Origin of the sequence: Paramylibacter ulvae, assembly GCF_014652655.1 — a bacterium.
Classification (GTDB): domain Bacteria; phylum Pseudomonadota; class Alphaproteobacteria; order Rhodobacterales; family Rhodobacteraceae; genus Amylibacter; species Amylibacter ulvae.
The window spans coordinates 58,663-76,193 of sequence record NZ_BMZF01000006.1 but is presented as its reverse complement, the minus strand read 5'-3'; the positions used below and the strand labels follow the sequence as shown (position 1 = coordinate 76,193).

At 49.3% G+C, this 17,531-nt stretch carries 17 protein-coding genes; 4 read left to right on the top strand and 13 right to left on the bottom strand.

All coding sequences use genetic code 11. The features are described from left to right. Positions 1-5: 5 nt before the first annotated feature. The 9 genes from dgcA to IE094_RS11325 all read right to left on the bottom strand — a co-directional run bounded on the left by dgcA (position 6) and on the right by IE094_RS11325 (position 8,582). Positions 6-974, bottom strand: a complete 969-nt coding sequence (dgcA, locus tag IE094_RS11365; RefSeq protein WP_189640826.1) for an N-acetyl-D-Glu racemase DgcA — start codon at positions 972-974, stop codon at positions 6-8. Positions 975-983: 9 nt separating this feature from the next. Then, entirely contained in the window at positions 984-1,985 is a 1,002-nt protein-coding gene (gene dgcN / locus IE094_RS11360; RefSeq protein ID WP_189640825.1) for an N-acetyltransferase DgcN, read from the bottom strand. A gap of 155 nt (positions 1,986-2,140) precedes the next feature. Then, positions 2,141-2,932, bottom strand: a complete 792-nt coding sequence (gene cobM, locus IE094_RS11355; protein ID WP_189640824.1) for a precorrin-4 C(11)-methyltransferase — start codon at positions 2,930-2,932, stop codon at positions 2,141-2,143. Continuing rightward, positions 2,929-4,725, bottom strand: coding sequence for a precorrin-3B C(17)-methyltransferase (cobJ, locus tag IE094_RS11350; RefSeq protein WP_189640823.1), 1,797 nt, complete (start codon positions 4,723-4,725; stop codon positions 2,929-2,931). Before cobJ ends, cobM begins: the two co-directional genes overlap by 4 nt. After that, positions 4,716-5,417, bottom strand: coding sequence for a precorrin-2 C(20)-methyltransferase (gene cobI, locus IE094_RS11345; RefSeq protein WP_189640822.1), 702 nt, complete (start codon positions 5,415-5,417; stop codon positions 4,716-4,718). The genes cobJ and cobI overlap by 10 nt, the downstream gene beginning before the upstream one ends. Further along, positions 5,414-6,613: a precorrin-6y C5,15-methyltransferase (decarboxylating) subunit CbiE gene (gene cbiE, locus IE094_RS11340; protein WP_189640821.1), complete on the bottom strand. Its 1,200-nt coding sequence runs from the start codon at positions 6,611-6,613 to the stop codon at positions 5,414-5,416. The genes cobI and cbiE overlap by 4 nt, the downstream gene beginning before the upstream one ends. Then, positions 6,610-7,263, bottom strand: a complete 654-nt coding sequence (locus IE094_RS11335; RefSeq protein WP_189640820.1) for a precorrin-8X methylmutase — start codon at positions 7,261-7,263, stop codon at positions 6,610-6,612. The genes cbiE and IE094_RS11335 overlap by 4 nt, the downstream gene beginning before the upstream one ends. Continuing rightward, positions 7,260-8,348 carry a sirohydrochlorin chelatase gene (locus tag IE094_RS11330; RefSeq protein ID WP_189640819.1) on the bottom strand — a complete coding sequence of 363 codons (1,089 nt, stop codon included), beginning with the start codon at positions 8,346-8,348 and terminating at the stop codon, positions 7,260-7,262. Before IE094_RS11330 ends, IE094_RS11335 begins: the two co-directional genes overlap by 4 nt. A 3-nt stretch (positions 8,349-8,351) precedes the next feature. Beyond that, positions 8,352-8,582, bottom strand: coding sequence for a DUF6732 family protein (locus IE094_RS11325; protein WP_189640818.1), 231 nt, complete (start codon positions 8,580-8,582; stop codon positions 8,352-8,354). A gap of 273 nt (positions 8,583-8,855) precedes the next feature. On the opposite strand from IE094_RS11325, the gene IE094_RS11320 reads away from it, so the two are divergent. Beyond that, positions 8,856-9,827: a glutathione S-transferase family protein gene (locus IE094_RS11320; RefSeq protein WP_189640817.1), complete on the top strand. Its 972-nt coding sequence runs from the start codon at positions 8,856-8,858 to the stop codon at positions 9,825-9,827. On the opposite strand, the gene IE094_RS11315 is transcribed toward IE094_RS11320, so the two are convergent. After that, a complete protein-coding gene (locus IE094_RS11315; protein WP_189640816.1) occupies positions 9,824-10,180 on the bottom strand; it encodes a response regulator in 357 nt (118 codons plus the stop codon). The two genes, IE094_RS11320 and IE094_RS11315, sit on opposite strands and share 4 nt — an antisense overlap. A 133-nt stretch (positions 10,181-10,313) precedes the next feature. Between IE094_RS11315 and IE094_RS11310 the strand changes: the two genes are divergently transcribed. The 3 genes from IE094_RS11310 to cbiB are packed head-to-tail and all read left to right on the top strand — an operon-like array spanning position 10,314 to position 12,581. After that, on the top strand, positions 10,314-10,697 hold the full coding sequence (locus IE094_RS11310; protein ID WP_189640815.1) for a DUF1636 family protein: 384 nt from the start codon (positions 10,314-10,316) through the stop codon (positions 10,695-10,697). After that, positions 10,694-11,644, top strand: a complete 951-nt coding sequence (locus IE094_RS11305) for a threonine-phosphate decarboxylase (protein ID WP_189640814.1) — start codon at positions 10,694-10,696, stop codon at positions 11,642-11,644. Before IE094_RS11310 ends, IE094_RS11305 begins: the two co-directional genes overlap by 4 nt. Before the next feature lies 1 nt (position 11,645). After that, positions 11,646-12,581, top strand: coding sequence for an adenosylcobinamide-phosphate synthase CbiB (gene cbiB, locus IE094_RS11300; protein ID WP_189640813.1), 936 nt, complete (start codon positions 11,646-11,648; stop codon positions 12,579-12,581). Here the strand turns inward: cbiB and IE094_RS11295 are convergent. The 3 genes from IE094_RS11295 to IE094_RS11285 form a co-directional block, all read right to left on the bottom strand. Next, positions 12,578-14,152 (bottom strand): hypothetical protein, encoded by a 1,575-nt coding sequence (locus tag IE094_RS11295; protein WP_189640812.1) that lies wholly within the window; start codon positions 14,150-14,152, stop codon positions 12,578-12,580. The genes cbiB and IE094_RS11295 overlap by 4 nt on opposite strands. A 63-nt stretch (positions 14,153-14,215) precedes the next feature. Then, on the bottom strand, positions 14,216-15,238 hold the full coding sequence (locus tag IE094_RS11290) for an HlyD family secretion protein (RefSeq protein WP_229802284.1): 1,023 nt from the start codon (positions 15,236-15,238) through the stop codon (positions 14,216-14,218). A 334-nt stretch (positions 15,239-15,572) separates the two neighbouring features. Continuing rightward, the gene (locus IE094_RS11285) at positions 15,573-17,510 is read right to left on the bottom strand and encodes an ATP-binding cassette domain-containing protein (protein ID WP_189640810.1); all 1,938 of its coding nucleotides are present in this window, start codon (positions 17,508-17,510) and stop codon (positions 15,573-15,575) included. Positions 17,511-17,531 lie beyond the last annotated feature (21 nt).

Here is a 17,531-nt window from a genome sequence, read left to right as displayed (position 1 = left end):
ATGTTTTATCCCCAGAGTTTTCTATCCGCTGGATGCACACCTTGTGCATCATAATAAAGCGCGTTTTCGCGGTCTTCGCCCAATAACAGCGGCCCGTCAAGATCAACAAGCGCCGCACCCTGTGCCAACAAAACCGCCGGCGCCATCGCCAGCGATGATCCAACCATACAGCCAATCATCACATCAAAGCCTTGCGCAATTGCGTCTGATCGCAACGCCAGTGCCTCGGTCAATCCACCTGTTTTATCTAACTTGATATTCACCATGTCATATTTGCCCTTCAGCTTGGGCAGGCTTGTACGATCATGACAGCTTTCATCAGCACAAACAGGCAACACACGATCCATTTTCAACAATGCATCATCGGCACCTGCGGGAAGGGGTTGTTCAACCATGGCCACACCAAGGTCAACCAAGACAGGTGCGAGTGTTGCGTATAACTCTGGCGTCCAGCCCTCGTTCGCATCGACGATAATTGTGGAATTTGGCGCACCTGCACGCACGGCCTTGATCCGCGCGACATCGGCATCCCCACCACCAAGTTTGGTTTTCAACAACGGGCGAAATGCGTTTTTAGCCGCCTCGGATTCCATTATATCTGGATCAGCCAAGGACAACGTATATGCCGTGATTTCAGGTCTTAGCGGGTCTAGCCCTGCCAATTCCCAGACTGGAACATCTGCTAATTTAGATTCCAAATCCCAGAGCGCACAATCAACCGCATTTCGCGCCGCTCCCGCTGGCAAAAGGTTCAGCAATTCCATGCGATCAAAATCTGCGGGCAACGACGCAACCTGCGCCGCCACACTGTCCATTGTTTCATCGTAGCGGGCATAGGGCACACATTCGCCCCACCCCGTTTTACCATCTTTGGCAATCTTAACAGTGATGACCTTAGCCTCGGTACGTGAACCACGCGCAATGGTAAAAACCTGCGCGAGCTGAAAGCAATCATGCGTAACTGTAATATCCATGATTGTTGCCTAGCAGTTTGCCAACGCATCCACCAGACGCCCCGCGCCATTTCGGAACGGATCAACCGCAGGCAACCCCATGCGTTTTTCGGTTTCCGCCAAATAAGCTTGCGATTCCGCGTCCGACAAATGTTGAGTGTTCACCGAAATTCCCACAACCTTTACGTCTGGATTCACGATGCGCGCCATAATCAACGCAGTATCGCGCAGTTCTTCCAAACTTGGCTGTTGGTAATCTGGCAATCCACGCATGTGTTTGCGTGTTGGCTCGTGGCACAGGATTAGCGCATCAGGTTGCCCACCGTGAATCAACGCCATGGTCACGCCAGAATATGATGCGTGATACAATGATCCCTGCCCTTCGATCAGATCCCAATGATCTGGCTCGTTATCTGGGGTGATATATTCCACAGAACCCGCCATGAAATCGGCAATCACCGCATCCAACGGCACGCCGCTGCCTGTGATCAAAATACCTGTTTGTCCTGTGGCGCGGAATGTTGCTTTCATATCGCGCGCAACCATTTCTTTTTCCATCGCAAGGGCTGTGTACATTTTACCAACAGAACAATCCGTGCCAACCGCAAGGCAACGTTTGCCAGCGCGGCGCACACCATTTGCAATCGGGTATTGCACGGATGGCACGCGCACATCGTGTAATTCACGCCCATGCAATGCCGCCGCTGCAACCAATTCTGGTTCGTCCGCCAACAAGTTGTGCAGGCCAGATGCGATATCCAGCCCCGCCTCTAATGCGCGTTCCAAGACGACTCGCCATGCGGGTGAAATAACGCCGCCACGGTTTGCAACGCCAATGACCAGCGTCTTCACACCAGCGGCAACCGCCTCATCAAAATCCATATCAGGCAGCCCCATATCCGCGTGGCAATTATCCATGCGATATTGCCCAATCGAATATTCCGGGCGCCAGTCTTTGACCCCTTGGGCAACCTTTGCCGCCAACGCATCAGGCGCATCGCCCAAGAAAAGAAGATATGGTGTTTTGATCATCGTTTCATTCCCAAATTAGAAGTTCACGCAACGATATAAAGCGATGACAGCGCAAGAAATCATCAAATCATCGCAATGAACAACTATTTTTCGAAGAAACGGTGCCTTTTTCACCAATTCATGCAAGAATTGGTGAAAAAGCTATCGCATTGTGATCAGGTGTTGTTTGGTTCAATCAAGTCAACACCCACAACTGGGCGCAAAACATGTGGCTTGGTCGGGTCATAAAGCGCACTATCAACAAAATCGTGCCCTTCTGCCAATGCAGGGCCTACCATCACCAATGCTGTACGTGTGATCTTTTCGGCGCGCACCTTGTTGCGGATATCTTTTAGTGTTCCACGAATGATAATTTGATCAGGCCAGCTTGCGCGATAAATAACAACCACGGGGCAATCTTCACCGTAATGCGGTGTCAGCTCTCGTTCAATCGCACGCATATTACGGATGGCCAAATGGATGCACAATGTTGCACCTGTACGGCCAAAATTGTCTAATGTTTCACCTTCGGGCATGCCAGTGGATTGCATCGACATGCGCGTTAAAACAATTGATTGCGCGATTTCAGGGATCGTCAATTCTTGTCCGATCGCCGCCGCAGCCGCCGCATAAGCAGGCACACCTGGGATAATTTCAAATGGGATGTTATCCGCACGCAAACGTCGGATTTGTTCCGCGATTGCACCATATAGTGATGGATCACCTGAATGAACCCGAGCAACATCTTGACCACGGGCATGTGCTGCTTTGATTTCAGCGTGGGTATCGTCCAACGTCATCGCCGCAGTGTCTTTGACGATTGCATCCTTTGGTGCAAATGCAACCACGGCCTCCGGCACCAATGATCCTGCATACAAACACACAGGACATCGTTCTATCAATCCACGTGATTTTACCGTGATCAAATCAGGGTCACCTGGACCAGCGCCGATAAAATAAACCGTCATGATAAATCTCCGTCAATTTTGCGGGCATAACCGCGCGGCGTGTACATCCGTTGACCTTCGCCCAGATTGGCCAGTTTTGAATGGGATGAACCAATCAACACCACGGTCAGCATATCAACTTCGTCCACTTCCAATTCTGAAAGTTTCCGATATCTGATGTGTTCCTCTGGTCGTCCAAGCGAACTTGCCAACATCACGGGCGTTTCTGCTGGGCGATGTTGTAATAAAATATCCCGTGCTTCGGTCAACAAGGTACGACGGCGCATCGATACTGGGTTGTAAAACGCAATTACAAAATCACCCATCGCGGCTGCGTTCAATCGTTTGATAATATCTTCGCGTGGCGTCAATAAATCCGACAGGCTAATCGCGCAAAAATCATGCCCAAGTGGCGCACCTGCGCGTGCCGCTGCACCTTGCAATGCGGAAACACCTGGGGTGCACTGTACCTCTACGCGCCGTGCCGCATCGCTAACACCCATTTGATCAGGACCGCGATCCAGCAATTCAAACACCAACGCGCCCATCGCATAAATGCCTGCGTCACCCGAACAAATCAGCGCAACATTTTTACCCTTGCCTGCCTGTTCCAATGCGTAACGGCATCGATCCTCTTCGCCACCCAGTGGAAAATCCGAACGGGTTTTGCCATGTGCCAATGGACCCAACAGATCGATATAAAGCCCGTAACCGACCAATTCTTCGGCCTCTAGCACCAAATGGCTTGCCTCTGGTGTGCGCCAGCTATGTTGACCTGGCCCTGTGCTGATGATTGATAGTTTGCCGCGTGAACGTCCCGCAAATTCAGTTATCAATTCACCATTGCTGGCAATCGCACATGTTGCATTCGCCGTCTTTTGTTTTTCCAGCATGAGCGCTCCATCACAAAGCGCAATCGCAGCACCTTCTGAAACGCCGTGGCATCCAACCTCGTTAAACACAACATCCGATGGGTTTGCCAATTTTGCACTCTGCGCTTCAAGCTCGCTTGCGCTGAACAATCGAAATGGAACGCCCAACCGCGCCGCCGTTTCAATCATAGCAGGTTCATCACCCTTCAGGTCAAGTGAACCAACCGCCGCGATCGTTTCCTTTGCAATGCCCGCCTTGTTCAAGCTGGCCATCACCAAATCCCACATTTCATCAACGTCACAACCGCGTGCACACCCCAAACCCAACGTGTATTTTTGCGGGTGATAGGCAAGAGTATCTTCATCGGTTACAACGCTACGCTCGCTTGCGATAAGCTTCACGCGCCCATTGTCATCACCATCCAAATCCCAAATATTGTCACCGATAATTTGTGGTTTTTCACCAGATAACAACGTCGCCATCACGGATTTTGCGGCATCTGGATTGGCCAAACGCCAACCGACAGGCGGTTCATCAAGTGCGATACCAAGTGCCACATCACCAGCGGTTGTCACCGCGACATGTGTTTTCAAACCAGCCGCGATATCGCGTGCCAAACGGTTGGCGCCGCGATGCCCACCCAACAATGGAATAACCGTTGACCCATCATCAGGGATCGCAACAACGGGTGGCTCTGCGCGTTTGTCGCTCAATAATGGCGCAACCGCACGGACCAATATACCCGCCGCGCAAACCCCAACAATCGGGGTACCCGCGGCGAATAACGTGCGCGCGTGATCAAGTGCATGGTCAAAATATACATCCGCGTCCGCAACGCGTTCCACGCGACCATGCAGTGGCGCACCAAGAATTTTCGCCACGCGTTTCGCGGTGGGCAGGCCTGAATTTGACAGGCACATTACGATGGGTGTTACAGCCACGGATCGTTTCCTTTGGTCACAAGTATCATTGAAAAATATGGTGCGGGTTCGGGTGCATCCGCGAGTGGCAAAACTTTTTCCACGGGTAAGGTTGCGCGTTCGACATAAACCGCATGTTGGGTTAAATTCAGATCGGCCAGAACCTTTTTGATTTTTGGCAAATGGCGCCCTACTTTCATAATGGCAACGGCTTCTGCACCGCGAACGCGTGCATGTAGATCATCGGCGCTTATCGGGCCAGGAATAATTGTCAGCACTTCGTTGCGCGCCGTCAGCGGTTTTTGCATCGCCGCGGCGCATGCGGTTACAGATGTTACACCAGCTACAACTTCGGTTTCATATCGGTCTGACAAGCGGGAAAACAGGTACATAAAGCTGCCGTAAAAAAACGGATCACCTTCGCACAGAACAACCACGCTTTTGCCCACATCCAGTGCAACGGCAATCTGCGCTGCACCGGTATCGTATGCCGCTTGTGCTGGTTCGCGCTTCACCGACATTGGCACATGAATTGCAATTTCCTCCACACCATCGGGCAATGCGGCCGCCGCGATGGCGCGCGCGAAACTTTCCCCACCCTCAAGTGTCGGGTATGCGATGACATCTGCATTTTGAATCAAACGATATGCCTTTAACGTCATCAATTCTGGGTCGCCTGGGCCAAGTCCAACCCCATACAATTTACCGATCATCGTTTAACAAGGCTCCATTGTGTGACGGGCATCAATGGGCGCCAGCCTGTCAGGTTTCCAATCGGCTCTGCACGGTTAACATGCAGCTTGGCCAATTGACCGCCATGCTGTTTATAAAGCGAGATTAACAATGCCTCTGATTCCAATGTCACCGCATTGCACACCAAACGACCCAGCGGGCGAAGTGCGGCCCAACAGACGTCGAAGGTTTCGATAGACAATCCACCGCCAATGAATATCGCATCAGGTGGGGTTAGCCCCAACAATTTTTCAGGTACAGAACCTGCGATTAATTCCAATTTTGGCACGCCCAGCGCCAATGCATTTTGCGCCGCAAACACGCGTCGATCATCGCGCGGTTCAATCCCGATTGCCCGCGCATAACGCGCCGCGCGCATCCATTCCACTGCAACTGAACCACACCCACAGCCGACATCCCACAAGAGCGCGCCGCGCATTGGCATAAGCTTGGCCAGTGTTGCCGCACGAATTTCTTGTTTCGTCATTGTGCCGTCATGGGCAAATAGATCATCGGGCAAACCCGGCACGCGGGGCAGCAATGCCGCATCTTGTGCGGCGATACATTCCACCGCCAGCGTGTTGAACGCGGGCACATCATGCGACCAATCATTGGCCACCCCATCAAATCGTTTTTCGTTTTCACCACCCATGGATGCAAGCACAGTCATGCGGCTATTGCCAAAACCACGCTGCTTTAAAAACGCGGCAACTTGGGCCGGTGTTTCGCTGCCTGTAGTTAAAATCAACAACCGTTGATCTGGTTGGATGAAAGCAACCATTTGTTCAATTGCACGCCCATGAACCGTCAGTGTTTCAAGATCGGCCATCGACCACCCCATGCGTGCCGCGGCCAATTGGAACGCTGATAATTGTGGGTGATATACGATTTCGCTAGGATCAAGTTCGCGCCCGATCCGCGCCCCAACCGAATACCACAGCGGATCGCCCGTGGCCAAAACAACAACCCGTTTGCCGCGGTTGGATTTCAACGTTTCAATCAATGCATCAAATGGTGATGGCCACGCAATGCGTGTGGCATCCAGATCTTTGGCCAAGGCGTGATGACGTTCGCCGCCAATAATAATTTCGGCGGCTTCGACAACCGTGCGGGTGGCGCTTGTTAATCCATCAAGCCCGTCTTCGCCGATCCCAACGATATGTAACCATGCGCTCATGTACCATCCTCCGGCAGGCCTGCCGCCAATGCATTTACACCCGCGGATGCCATTGCCGATCCACCCTTACGGCCACGCAATGCCACAAAATCACACCCACGCGGATTGGCCGCCAATTCTGCTTTGCTCTCGGCCGCACCAACAAACCCAACTGGAAACCCAAGGATACACGCAGGTTTTGGCCAACATTGATCTAGCAATTCCAACAAATGGAACAGCGCCGTGGGCGCATTCCCAATGGCGACCACCGCGCCATCAATATGATCGCGCCACAACTCCACCGCAGCGGCGGAACGTGTGTTTCCGATGTCTTTGGCAAGTGTTGGGACAGACGGATTGTTCAGTGTCACAATGACCTGATTATCGGCGGGCAAGTATCGACGAATGATGCCCGCACCCACCATTTCGCAATCACACAACACTGGAGCACCTGCTGCAAGGGCGGCCATGCCCTCGCGTGCGGCATTGGGTGAAAATGCCAATCGGTCTGCGATTTCAACCATGCCACAAGAATGGATCAACCGGGTGACCAATGGTTGCATGGATGGGTCAAACCGATCCAACCGCGCCTCTTTACGCACAGTGGCAAAGCTTTCTGCGTAAATTTCTGACGGTTCACGAATGTAATGGAGTGGCGGGCGCTTGGTCACTTTTTCCGCGCGCTCTCTGGGCCGTGTGGATGTTTTGCGTGGGGGTATTCGGCATGAACATGATCGTGATCATGCGAATGGCTGTGATCATGTGCGTGGTCATGATGATGGTGGTGGTGGTGATCCATGTCCAATCGGCATTCACCCGTGCAATATGTATCGCACATTTTACAATCTTCGACATTCGAACCTGGTGCATTTGCACCTTGGCCTTCCACGTGGTGGTGGTGGCTTTCTTGAATTGCACCGACCTCGGATTCAAAACCCAACACCTGCGTGCGATATTTACACATCGCACAATTCGGCGGAGGAATTTCGCCAACCTGCTCTGTGATACGCTGAACAAATGTCTCCAAAACCTGTGGATGATCGCCCAGATACCCAGCCTTTTCAAATTGAATACCCGTGTATTTTTCGGCGCATTTATCCGTAAACCCATAAATGCGATCAATCAGAATGCCCGAAAACAGAAAATACGGGAATACGATAACGCGCTTATATCCAAGCTTTGACACATGATCCAAACAGGGTTCAACCAAGGGAAACGTAACACCAGAATATCCTGTTTCGCACCAACCAAATCCCATGCCTTCCCACAACAGGCGGGCAATTTTTGATACGTTGGAATTCGCATCAGGATCGGATGCGCCGCGCCCAATCACCACCAATGCAGTTTCGGACAATGGCAGTTCACCGTGTTTTGCATTGGCCGCATTAACCGCGTCTTGGACACGCGCACCCGCCGCCGCGATCATCAACGGATCGACGCCAAGCTCTTGACCGTAACTAATATCAACACCGTGTTTTGCGGCGTAAGTATTTAACACGGTTGGGATATCATTCTTTGAATGCATCGCCGCAAATAACATACCTGGAACCGCAAGGATTTTTGTACAGCCCTGTGCGCGCAAGCTATCCAAGCCATCGCGGATCAAAGGGTTTGCAAATTCCAGATAGCCATATTCCATCGGCCATTCGGGTGGCAGCAATGGCGGCAATTTTTCAGCCAAGGTTGCAAATTCATCGACAGCAGATTGTGACCGTGATCCATGACCACAGATCATCACACCAATTTTTTCAGCCATTGATCAAGCCTCCTGCGGAGCTTCGCTTGATTCTTCTTCCGCTTCTTCTTCCTGATCAGAAGCCTCTGCGTTTTTCTTTGCACGCCGCGCACCATAAGCAGCAGCAGCCCCCGCGAGACCCAGCGCAATCAGCCCCCAAATATGGCTATGACCCGCAACTTCGCCAACATGTCCAACATGGGCAAACGCAAGGTTTGGAAACAGTACAACGCACAACACGCTTAAAATTCGCATTTGGTATTCCTCTCAAAATGTGGTGGCGTCGTGACGAAGTTGGTTTGGCCCCCGATGTGGGTCGACCGACACGCAACGCACCTGTCTGGCCCCGATTGGGGCATCGTCTGTTTGAATCTATAAACAGCCAGACGAAAAGTGGCAACAGATTCGCGGCACATGATTTGCCGACTGCGACCTATCGCTTGTTTCTCAATCGCAAACAGAGTGTTCTCAATGAAATTGTGTTTTTCGCCACCTCCGATGTTATGAAGCACACAAAGGAGAATGCAAATGGGATTGCTTGTTAACGGAAAATGGTCGGAAAAATGGTACGACACAAGTTCATCTGATGGGAAATTCGTGCGATCTACCGCTGGGTTTCGCAATTGGATTACACGGGATGGATCGGCGGGAGCAACGGGAAACGCTGGTTTTAAGGCAGAATCGGGTCGTTATCATTTGTATGTATCATTGGCATGCCCTTGGGCGCACCGCACACTTCTGTTTCGCAAACTAAAACAACTAAGCGATCACATTAGCGTCGATGTGGTTCATCCAGATATGTTGAACGACGGATGGACGTTTGAGCATCGCGGGCCTGCCAAGGGTGACAGCTTGTTCAATTCAAAATTCTTGCGCGATATATATTTGCGGGTGGATGATCAAATGTCTGGTCGCGTGACCGTGCCAATTTTATGGGACAAGCATACCAATAAAATCGTGTCCAATGAATCGTCCGAAATCATCCGTATGTTTAATTCCGCATTCAATGACATCACGGGAAATACGGACGATTATTGGCCAACCGAGTTGCACGATGATATTGATGCGGTAAACGCACGTATTTATTCAAATATCAACAATGGCGTTTACAAAGCTGGCTTTGCCACGACACAGGCCGCATATGACGACGCGGTTGGCGCGTTGTTTGAAACAATGGATTGGCTGGAAACCCATCTGGCAGAAAATCGCTATCTGCTGGGGGATCGCATAACCGAGGCAGATTGGCGTTTATTCCCAACGTTGGTGCGATTTGATCCCGTTTACGTTTTGCATTTCAAATGCAATCGAAATCGCGTGGTCGATTTTCCAAATATTTGGGCGTATGCGCGCGAGCTTTATCAATGGCATGGCGTCGCGGATACAATCAACCTTGATCACATCGTACGCCATTATCATTACAGTCACGAAACGATTAATCCCAATCGCATCATTCCGATAAACCCAGTAATCGACTGGAATGAACCACACGGTCGCGGCTAGGCCGAATAGTGATCCACCATCGCAGCCAAATCATCTGGCCGCACCTGATCATTTACGAAACTGCGCGCATTTGGCACCAAATCAAAAATTGATCCGTCGGAAAAAAACCGATCGGCGGTCACCAAGATTATTGCGATATCTGGATTGCGATAGGTCGCCACGTCAGAAATTGCCAGCACATTTGATTCTGGTAACTTTAAATTCAGGATCAATGCGCCAAAATCATGGTCGCGCAATTCGTCCATGGCTTGATCTTGGCTCAATGCTTGAACCACATCTAACCCCTGTCTGCGCAAATGCCTGCACCAAATAGTGCTGAGCGCAAGATTACCTTCTGCTACTAATACGCGCATGTGTCTCTCTTACATAATACAAATCAGTTTTGTGAACTTTAGGTTAACAAAACCTTAACCGGTTCTTTAATTTGTTTGTGTTTGCGTTTTTCCGCCGTTTTCGCCAAACAAGCATAAAAAATCAGGAGATGTTGTGAAAACTATAATCACCGTTTGCGATACGTGCAAAAAAGAGAATTGGGACCCCGAAAAAAACCAGCCACGCGATGGCGAAGTTTTGGCGCAATTGGTTGAATCCGCCGCGAATGATTTACAATCGATCGAGGTGCGCCGCCAGTCTTGTTTGATGGGCTGTGAACGTGCGTGCAACATAGCGATTCAATCCGCGGATAAATTGCAATATGTTCTGGGGCGGTTTGATGCAAACGCAGATGACGCAAAGGGAATTATTGATTACGCCTTGCTCTATAACGCAAGCGAAACGGGACAAGTACCCTATAAGACTTGGCCGCAAGCGATTAAGGGGCATTTTGTTGCCCGCCTGCCAATTTTACCAAAACCGGAATCGGATCAGTGACAAACAAGCGTGATCACGGGGGCGGATTAGATGCCGCAATGGCCCAATTTGGTGGCACGCGCGATCATTGGCTGGATCTGTCCACGGGGATCAATCCGATACCCTATCCAATCGGAGATATCCCAATGGATAGCTGGACCCGACTTCCCGATCAGGATGGCGATAATACGTTAATCAATGCTGCCCGAAAATTTTGGCACGTCCCAAATGGCGCAAATATTTTGGCAAGCTCTGGCGTGTCACAAATTATTGCAATGCTGCCCCAGATTGCGAGTGGCGCTAATTTTCAAATAGCCAAGCCAACCTATAACGAGCATGAGGCCGCATTTGTCCACGCAGGGTTTACCTTAAACAATTCAGCGCCGGTCAAAATTTACGTTCATCCCAACAACCCTGACGGCAAAACACACGTCATCGACGATAACACATTGAAAAACGCAGACCTGATCATCATCGATGAAAGCTTTTGTGATATTTGCCCAAGTGAAAGCCTGGTCAAATTTGCGACGCGACCAAATGTTATCATTTTGAAAGGGCTTGGTAAATTTTGGGGTTTGGCTGGCTTGCGACTTGGCTTTGCCATTGGGCATCCCGCTAACATTCAAAAACTACGCAATCTGATTGGCCCATGGGCAGTGTCAGGGCCTGCGCAATATATCGGTGCGCGCGCCCTTGATGATACTGACTGGATAACAAAAACACGCAAGCGATTGCAAACAGACGCGTTTCGATTGGACAAAATCGCAATCGCTTCTGGGCTTGGGATTATTGGTGGCACAGATTTGTTTCGCTTGTATAAAACCAATGATGCCGTAAGTTTTCAAAAACACCTTGCTCAGAATTACATCTGGAGTCGCATCTTTCCATACAGTAGTGAATGGATAAGATTGGGATTGCCCGGCCAGCCAGATCATTGGGCGCAAATTGAATCTGCGTTAGGAGCGTAAAATGAATGGGTTTCAGATATTATTTTTAGCGTTGTTGCTCGATTTTATCTTTGGTGATCCGCTGCAAATTTGGAATCGCATTCCACATCCCGCCGTCATTATGGGGCGCTTTGTTGATTGGTTCGATGATCGGTTAAATCGCGGTAAGATGCGGCGCGAAAAAGGGATTTTGTCGATCACATTATTGGCGCTTTTGGCGCTGGGGATTGGATATCTGATCAAGATTATTCCCGATTATGGCGTCATTGAAATGTTGGTGGTGACCGCGCTGCTCGCACACAACAATTTGGTCAAACATGTTCGCGCTGTCGCCACTGGGCTAATGGAAAGCTTGGCGTCTGGTCAAGCCGAAGTCGCGAAAATCGTTGGGCGCGAAACAAGTAATCTGGATGAAGCAGGTGTTTCCACTGCCGCCATCGAAAGTGCTGCCGAAAACTTTTCAGATGCTGTCGTTGCCCCGATATTTTGGTATCTGATTTTAGGGCTCCCTGGTATTATCCTATACAAAGTCGTGAACACCGCCGACAGCATGATTGGGCATAAATCCGAAACTTATGCGGAATTCGGGTTTGGTTCTGCGAAATTGGATGACCTGCTGAATTTGATTCCAGCACGTATTTGCGGCGCGTTGATGTGCTTTGTCCAAACATCAAAGAACACATGGGATGTTTGGGATTTGATGCTATCAGATGCGCCACTGCACGCATCACCAAATGCAGGTTGGCCCGAATCCGCAATGGCTGGAATTTTGGATATTCGCCTCGCTGGCCCGCGAATTTACGATGGTGAATTGACCGATGATGCGTATATCAATCCCCAAGGGAACAAAAATCCCAATAGCGATGATATTTTGGAATCAACCAAGGTTATCCAACGAACGTGGTATGCAATTGCTGCCACCATTGGATTTTTTGCCGTGGTAACGTGGTTGATTTAATCGCGGCGAATTACACCTGTTACCGCTGCTGCACCCAATGCGGTAATCACCCAGCCGATGAACTTTGCAAACCAACGCAACCACCACGCTTGGCGGCCCCAATCACTACGAGATGTCGAAGGTGCCCATGCAGATTCTTGACCCAAATTAACAATGGGAACCAATAAATCGGCAGCATATGCAATTGCGTTAAATGTTTCATAATCCTTGCCTGCCTGATCGGGTGACGACCAGAACTGTGCTGGATTGTCAGGATGGGTTCGTGTCGCATCTATCCAATCTTGTGAAATCAATATCGGTGCAGCATTTGGCGCCATGTCTCCTGCATCCCATGTCTTTTGAAACACAAACGACAATATCCCTATTAACAGAAACCCCCAAAAAACTGCGAACATCGGGCGGTATCCATACCCGATTAGAAAACGAATAAAAAAATCGGACGCTGCCAAAAACGGTAACCGCCATGTTCCCACGCCACTGTGTCGAATGGCATGTCGGTTCGCGGCGCGTTGCAACAATTCCTTTCGCATCAACACATCTTGGGCATCATCGCGATGCCCAATTGAATTCAAAACGCGCGCCAGTTGTTCATAAGGTTGCGCGGAAAATTCGACATGGGTTGGGCGACGTTCCAACCATTCTAATCGTGATTTGACGCTTGTATCGGCTTCTTGCGCGAAATCTTGATATTCAAAACCGTCCAACCGCACCCGATATGTGGCAGATTCACCCGTGGCATCATCATTTAATCGACGCACCCTAGCCCCAGAAAAGTTCAACATACCACGTGATATTTGATTGTTTTTACAAAACAACACACCACCGATTTCCGCCCGCGCCAACGAAAGCGCAGTCAGTTCACCAATTGTTTCTCCATCCAAATAGATCGGCGTCGTGCTCATTGCGCTGTCAGGCGCGATGGCACAATTCTTACAGAAAAAATCTCCTGAAATTTTGGCCGATGAAAACATCAACGCACCATCAGAATGAAGTTCGGATTCTGTGTCGTCAAATGGGTAATCCCCTAAAAACACCGATCCCTCTACACGGATCGATGCGCCAAAAAACGAAATGAACCCAGCGTCTTCTATTTTGGCATCACAAACTTGTAAGTCCCCTGCGATACGCACCCCAGGCATTGATATCTCCGCGGTGGAATGAAACCCTTGGCGCAGATAAACCGAACCCGCAAAAATGGCATTATCCGCGATGATACCAGGCGTGGAACAGCCACTTAAATGTAGCCCACGCATACGCGCATTCAAAAAATTGGGCGCCTTATCAAAACTGCACCTTGTCAGGGTTAGATCATGTGAACAATCACAGCCCTGCAAATCCAACAACCCGATGATTTTCGCGCCGCGAATGCGAATACCTTTTGCATGGAGCGGCGCATTTACATCTGAGCCCAACAGCAAATAACGGATTAGTTCAGCACGAATCCCAACGTCGGTGGAACCCATACTAGGCAAATCACCATCGCCAAGCGTTAACCGTTCACCATGCGCACTCGCAACCAACAGTTTTTCTTCGGCACCATGTAGCGGTTTGAAATCTTCTATCGTGAACATGGAAAAACTTTGCCATGTCAATCTCAACTTCACAAGTCAGATATAAATCAGAACATTAAAGTGTTACAAACTAGTTCCATTCCCAAACCTTAGATGGCGCAACATAATTGCCTTGATTGAATGCATTGCGCTTTCTGAGCTTAGTGAAACGATGGCTTCTGATTGCTCACCTAGTCCGTTCAAACTGTGGTCACCCAATAATAAGTCTCGTTTGTTTAAATCTTCTCGGCGCAACTTGATTCTGACCAATCTTTTATTTGAGGTAACTTTATTAACGTCCTCAATTTGGGCAGGCACCCAAATTGGTTTAGGCATACCGCCAGACAGCTGAACTTGTACGTCCTGGCCAATCACAACGTCCGAGGAATCTGCGATTCCGACCGTCGCCAACACCTCAAAATCCGTCGTTAGCGGTGCGATTTCCATGATATATGCGCCTGCGGCGATCCGCCCACCTTCTCCGCTTACCCGCAGTCGTTGAACGCGGCCACTGGTACTGGCATAAACAAATCGTTTTTCTCGGATGTTTTCAATGCGAGAAAGGTCATTTTCCGATTTCATCAACGCATCTGAAATTCGATCTAGTTCGGCTTCGATCAAGTTGACACGATTGAGCTCATCTTGCTTTTGATCTCGGATCAAGCTTTCAAGTGCTGCATTTGCCTTTGCCGCCTCAAGTGAGTGGCGCAGATTTGTTTTTAGCGTGCTCATTCCAGTCAATTCGCGAAGAGCTTGCGAATTTTTCTGGTCATTCAGCGCAGAAATTTTCAACCGCATTTCAAAATCTGTTTTGGCCATACGTTCGTGTACATTTAACAAATCGCTCGCAAGCGTCAGCGCTGTTTTGTCCCCTGCCGCTTGAAATTTAAGTGTATCAAGTTGAGCATTACAATCGCGCTCAACGCGATGCAGCTCTTCTGTTTGGTTTAATCGTCCCAGCGCAAATTTCAATTCTATGGGAATTTTAATTTTTGCGAGCCGCGATTTTAATGCAGACAAACAATTCAATCTCAGCAAGTTTTTTGAAACTTTTTTGCGTGCTTCGTCATATGTTGTCGCGAGATCGTCAGTGTTCAGTGACAACAATACCTGTCCCTCTGTGACAATCTCACCATCGGTTACAAACAGGTTTTTCACCATCCCGCCAGAATCATGTTTGATCGGCGTTGATTGATCGACCGCTTGCATAACACCTCGCAGCTTTATTGTGTGCGTCACGCCAATTTTGTTGAATGCGATAAAGCCTGAAACCAGCGCGAAAGACGCAATTGCACCGCCGACAAACAGTAGTCCTGTTGCTAAGGCGCTTCGCCGAAGCGATGTTTTCAATAGACGCCTCTGTGCCGTCTTTTCAACTTCACTCGGAGGTGGCGATGATCGCTGCAATGGCGTTGCATTTATTTCATCTGAACCCTGCACTTCAAGCTACTTCCTGAACTGGAGACATGCGGTCCACATGGAACCGCGCCGCCATTTGGCGGTACCCTTCGCGCAAGGTTTGTTCAAACCCATCTGTGGCATCTTCTACCCGTTCAATTTCGTGGCGCTTCTCTCCTGATAATTGTTCACTTACCAATAAGTCACCCTTGTCGTGCATTGTGACAAAAACCTCTGTTTGGTTTATTCGCAAGTCGATCAACACTTCTGATTCTGCATCTAAAAATTTGTCGCGTGGGGCTAGAAACAACATGTCTTGTGCCGTTTGTTTTACGCGTTCCTTCAAATCTTGGGACATAGACGCGGGAAATTGACCCTCCAACCACAACGAGAGTCGAAACGCATCACGTTTTGTAGGACAAAACGATACGCGCACCCATCGTTGATGATAGCGTGCCAACACTTCATCCATCGGACCGCGATCCGTAACTTCACCGCGCTCCAATTTCGCAACCTCGTCGGCGACAGACATCAAATATTCATCATCCGTAGAGAGTATAACGATCTTTCCTTCTGTCTTTGCCTTTAGGATCAGAGACATCAGTGCTGCGCGTGACGCCTTATCTAAATAAGTTTCTGGCGTATCCAGGATGATGATTTCTTTGTCTCGATAAAATGCTCGTGCCAAAGACAAAATTTGTCCCTGTGCACTAAAACTACTGCTCGCGGATTCATTCAACAAATCAATTTCTTTGAACACATCTTCGTAGGGGTCTAACTTGCGTACCAACTCAATCGCATCGAGCGCCCGTGCTTTTGGGTCAAAACATGTAACATTTTCTACGATCGTACCGTTCAGAACAACTGGTGTTGGTGGCGCATAACTAATCGCCGGTAAACGTCCATGATTGCGCCCCCAGTTTTGATCTCTGTAGCTCATTTTTCCTTCGAAAAACTGCCCGGTTGCGATTGCGCGCAACAACTCTGACTTACCAGAACCTGATGGACCAATGATCGCCAAGCAGAGCCCTTGGAAAAGATCCGCGGAAAATGGAGCGAAACCAAAGTCCTCGACTTTATCCAGAGATAACAAAGTCATTTCATCTGTGTTGTTACCGGGTTTTGATTTGTAACGCCGCTCCTGTGTATCGCTTTGCTGTAACAAAGACAGATTTGGACGCGATGCGCGCAATGATTGGACCTGATAGTTTCGCACAAAAACCGAAACAATGGTCTGATTCACGAAAATAAATGCAACCATGGTTCCAAGGGACAACGCGCCACCAATATGTAACCAAGCCCCAGCAATGATGCTGAATAAAGCGGACAGAAATTGAATCAAATTTAACCATGTTGATTGCCCAACGGTTTGGAAATCTGGTTGTAGATCGCCCGATATTTCCCCGTTCGCTGTTTTTTGAATATATGCGGCGCCTAAACCAACAGTATCAATGATAATTGGGTCCAAATCTTGTTGGCGCGTTTGTGAAACAAGCGCAGCTTTCCGCGGTTTCCGAACAGCCCACAAAATCGCTAAAAAAATCGCGACAAACAAGGGAATCAATGGCAATATCGGATGAATAAACGCGATACAAAATACCCAAAATAGTGCAAAGCAGCTGTCCTGATACAAAACCAATCCACGTACATTCGTGACATAACTTTCCAGGGCGCGCATGCGCATCAAATCAATCAGACAAACCGACAAGATGATCCCAACGCCAAGCGCGCCTAATAACCATAGTGATGAATGATTGTCGGCGGGAATTAACCTGTCGATAATCAAAAGTACGATTGCAGGCAAAACCAACGACAATAAACTAGAAAAAAAGCCAAGCGCCCCTGCGATAAATCGCACCCAGCTTGGCGGAGTTTCATCCAATTTTTCAACTTCGCCGTTACCAATCCCGATGGCGTGCAGCAACCCGTGGCCTAATTCTGGCGCTCTTCTGATAAGTGAATTTGAATCTTCAATTTGCATGGCGTTTACTTTTCTGATTTT

What these genes read in the sequence shown, in the direction of transcription:
- dgcA (WP_189640826.1), bottom strand. Translation starts at nt 974, where the DNA reads ATGGATATTACAGTTACGCATGATTGCTTTCAGCTCGCGCAGGTTTTT.
- cobM (WP_189640824.1), bottom strand. Translation starts at nt 2,932, where the DNA reads ATGACGGTTTATTTTATCGGCGCTGGTCCAGGTGACCCTGATTTGATC.
- cbiB (WP_189640813.1), top strand. Translation starts at nt 11,646, where the DNA reads ATGAATGGGTTTCAGATATTATTTTTAGCGTTGTTGCTCGATTTTATC.
- dgcN (WP_189640825.1), bottom strand. Translation starts at nt 1,985, where the DNA reads ATGATCAAAACACCATATCTTCTTTTCTTGGGCGATGCGCCTGATGCG.
- IE094_RS11315 (WP_189640816.1), bottom strand. Translation starts at nt 10,180, where the DNA reads ATGCGCGTATTAGTAGCAGAAGGTAATCTTGCGCTCAGCACTATTTGG.
- IE094_RS11325 (WP_189640818.1), bottom strand. Translation starts at nt 8,582, where the DNA reads ATGCGAATTTTAAGCGTGTTGTGCGTTGTACTGTTTCCAAACCTTGCG.
- cobI (WP_189640822.1), bottom strand. Translation starts at nt 5,417, where the DNA reads ATGATCGGTAAATTGTATGGGGTTGGACTTGGCCCAGGCGACCCAGAA.
- IE094_RS11295 (WP_189640812.1), bottom strand. Translation starts at nt 14,152, where the DNA reads ATGTTCACGATAGAAGATTTCAAACCGCTACATGGTGCCGAAGAAAAA.
- cbiE (WP_189640821.1), bottom strand. Translation starts at nt 6,613, where the DNA reads ATGAGCGCATGGTTACATATCGTTGGGATCGGCGAAGACGGGCTTGAT.
- IE094_RS11320 (WP_189640817.1), top strand. Translation starts at nt 8,856, where the DNA reads ATGGGATTGCTTGTTAACGGAAAATGGTCGGAAAAATGGTACGACACA.
- IE094_RS11330 (WP_189640819.1), bottom strand. Translation starts at nt 8,348, where the DNA reads ATGGCTGAAAAAATTGGTGTGATGATCTGTGGTCATGGATCACGGTCA.
- IE094_RS11285 (WP_189640810.1), bottom strand. Translation starts at nt 17,510, where the DNA reads ATGCAAATTGAAGATTCAAATTCACTTATCAGAAGAGCGCCAGAATTA.